The organism is Streptomyces sp. BR123, from assembly GCF_013401435.1.
In the GTDB taxonomy this organism is placed as follows: domain Bacteria; phylum Actinomycetota; class Actinomycetes; order Streptomycetales; family Streptomycetaceae; genus Streptomyces.
Map to the genome: position 1 here is coordinate 1 of NZ_JACBGN010000495.1, position 3,038 is coordinate 3,038.

At 73.3% G+C, this 3,038-nt stretch carries 3 protein-coding genes; 1 reads left to right on the forward strand and 2 read right to left on the reverse strand.

Annotated elements, in window-relative coordinates:
• Positions 1-27 precede the first annotated feature (27 nt).
• Complete coding sequence (locus HYE82_RS35485) at positions 28-855, reverse strand: sugar phosphate isomerase/epimerase (protein WP_179178346.1); 828 nt, start codon at positions 853-855, stop codon at positions 28-30.
• A 130-nt stretch (positions 856-985) separates the two neighbouring features.
• Complete coding sequence (locus tag HYE82_RS35490) at positions 986-1,915, reverse strand: Ppx/GppA phosphatase family protein (protein WP_179178347.1); 930 nt, start codon at positions 1,913-1,915, stop codon at positions 986-988.
• Positions 1,916-1,978: 63 nt separating this feature from the next.
• Here HYE82_RS35490 and HYE82_RS35495 point away from each other — a divergent pair, with 63 nt between their 5' ends.
• On the forward strand, positions 1,979-2,824 hold the full coding sequence (locus tag HYE82_RS35495; RefSeq protein WP_179178348.1) for a hypothetical protein: 846 nt from the start codon (positions 1,979-1,981) through the stop codon (positions 2,822-2,824).
• The last annotated feature ends 214 nt before the right edge of the window (positions 2,825-3,038 follow it).

Here is a 3,038-nt window from a genome sequence, read left to right on the forward strand (position 1 = left end):
GGGCGGAGGTGTCGCCGGCGCGGGGGGTCATCGGGCGGTCACGTCCCGGCCGGTGCTCGCCGCCAGGTGGAGGCGGGTGAAGGCCAGGGCCTCGGCGAGGTCGGCCTCGCGCTCCGCGGAGGACATGGCCCGACGGGTGTTCACCTCGATGACGACGTGGCCGTCGAAGGAGTTCGCCGCCAGGCGTTCCAGCAGCTCGGCGCAGGGCTGGGAGCCGCGGCCGGGGACGAGGTGCTCGTCCTTGGCGGAGCCGTTGCCGTCGGCCAGGTGGACGTGCGCGAGGCGGTCGCCCATGCGGTCGACCATGTCCATGGCGTCCGTGCGGGCGGTGGCGGTGTGGGAGAGGTCCACGGTGAAGTGGCGGTAGTCGTCTTTGGTGACGTCCCACTCGGGGGCGTACGCGAGCATCTCGCGGTCGCGGTAGCGCCAGGGGTACATGTTCTCCACGGCGAAGCGGACGTCGGTCTCGTCGGCCATCCGTGCGATGCCGTTGACGAAGTCCCGGGCGTACTGGCGCTGCCAGCGAAAGGGCGGGTGCACGACGACGGTGCTCGCACCGAGGCGTTCGGCGGCGGACCGGGCCCGCTGGAGCTTGGTCCACGGGTCGGTGGACCAGACGCGCTGCGTGATCAGGAGGCAGGGGGCGTGGACGGCGAGGACGGGGACGCCGTGGGTGTCGGACAGGCGGCGCAGGGCGTCGATGTCCTGGCTGACCGGGTCCGTCCAGACCATGACCTCGACGCCGTCGTAGCCGAGGCGTGCAGCGACCTCGAAGGCGGTCGCCGTCGACTCCGGGTACACGGAGGCGGTGGAGAGGGCGACTTTCGCGGTCGGAATGCGGACGGGTTCTGCCACGGGGACAGGGTACCGAGGGCCCGGCCGGCCGGAAGGGCTCCCCTCCGGGCCCGTACCGCACGGCCTCGGCCCGCCGGCCCGTCCGGACTGCGGGCGGCAGGCGGCGGGCGCCGGACGGCAGGCGGCGGGCTCAGGTGGGGAGGTGGTCCAGGCGGCGGAGGATGACGCCCTCGCGCAGGGCCCAGGGGCAGATCTCCAGGCTGTCGACCCCGAAGAGGTCCATCGCGCCCTCGGCGACCAGGGCGCCTGCCAGCAGCTGGGCGGCGCGGCCCTCCGAGACACCGGGGAGGGCGGACCGCTGGGCCACCGTCATCTCCGCCAGCTTCGGCACCCACTCCTCCAGGGCCTTGCGTGTCAGGTCCCGCTGGACGTAGAGGCCCTCGGTCGAACGGGCCGCGCCGGCGATACGGGCCAGCTGCTTGAACGTCTTGGAGGTGGCGACGACGTGGTCCGGCTCTCCGAAGCGGCTGAATTCGCGGACCGTGCGGGCGATCTGGGCCCGTACGTGGCGGCGCAGCGCGCGGATGTCGGCCGGGTCCGGCGGGTCGCCCGGCAGCCAGGTGGAGGTGAGGCGGCCCGCGCCGAGCGGCAGGGAGACGGCCGCGTCCGGGTCCTCGTCGATTCCGTACGCGATCTCCAGCGAGCCGCCGCCGATGTCGAGGACGAGGAGCTTGCCCGCCGACCAGCCGAACCAGCGGCGGACGGCGAGGAAGGTCAGCCGGGCCTCGTCCTCGCCGCTGAGGATCGGCAGGTCGACGCCGGTGTCGGCCTTGACCCGGGCGAGGACCTCGTCGGCGTTGGTGGCCTCCCGTACGGCGCTGGTCGCGAAGGGCAGCACGTCCTCGCAGCCCTTGTCCTCGGCGGCCTGGACGGCGACGGCGATGACCGACACGAGGTAGTCGATGCCCTGGGGGGTGACCGCGCCGTCCTCGTCGAGCAGCTGGGCCAGCCGCAGTTCCACCTTGTGCGAATGCGCGGGCTGCGGGCGCGCTCCGGGGTGCGCGTCCACCACCAGCAGATGCACCGTGTTCGAACCCACGTCAAGGACACCGAGTCTCATACGGGGAAACGCTACTGTGCGGCGGGAGTACGGGCGGCATGAGGGGCGCTTAGGCTTGGGTTTGTGCCACAGACGAAGAAGGCCGACAAGTCGAAGGCCAAGACGAAGACCAAGCCGAAGGCCAAGGCCGGGGCCGCCGGAACGGCTGCGTCCGGGGCGCCCGCGGGCGACGAGAAGGGCCTCGACTTCGCGCGGGCCTGGGTGGAGTTCCCCGACCCGGCCGACGCCGAGCAGGTCTTCCGCTGTGACCTGACCTGGCTCACGTCCCGCTGGACGTGCATCTTCGGCAGCGGCTGCCAGGGCATCCAGGCGGGCCGCGCCAGCGACGGCTGCTGCACGCTCGGCGCGCACTTCTCCGACGAGGACGACGAGAAGCGGGTCGCCGGGCACGTGGCGCGGCTGTCCCCGGAGCTGTGGCAGTTCCACGACGTGGGCACCGAGTCGGGCTGGGTCCAGAAGGACGAGGACGGGGAGCGGCAGACCCGCCGGTGGGAGGGTGCGTGCATCTTCCTGAACCGGCCCGGCTTCCCGGCCGGGGCCGGCTGCTCGCTGCACATCCTCGCGCTGCGCGAGGGGCGCGAGCCGCTGGAGACCAAGCCCGACGTGTGCTGGCAGCTGCCGATCCGGCGGACGTACGAGTGGATCGACCGGCCCGACGACACCCGCGTGCTGCAGGTGACGATCGGCGAGTACGACCGGCGCGGCTGGGGTCCGGGCGGGCACGACCTGCACTGGTGGTGCACGTCGGCGACGTCGGCGCACGGAGCGGGCGAGCCGGTGTACGTGTCGTACCGGGCCGAGCTGACGGAGCTGATGGGCAAGGAGGGGTACGCGGAGCTCGTGAAGCACTGCGAGGCGCGGCTGGCCTCCCTGCTGCCGATGGCCCCGCACCCCGCCGACCCGGTGTAGGGCGGGGCCGGCGGACTCCGGCGGGCGGTGTGATCCTTTCGCGCGTCCCGGCGGTGGTCTGCCCCGGTTCGCTCCGACGGGGACGTGATCTCAGGTGTCACGGGGAGGGGTCGGCCGGCGTGCCCGGGTCCGGAGGAACCGTTCCGCCGGGGTCGGGGCGGGGCGCGGATTCGGACGCGCTGGGTGTCGGGGTGGGAATCGACGTCGGCGTGGG

Excerpts from the sequence above, each read along its gene's own strand:
- HYE82_RS35490 (WP_179178347.1), bottom strand. The coding sequence starts at position 1,915 with ATGAGACTCGGTGTCCTTGACGTGGGTTCGAACACGGTGCATCTGCTG.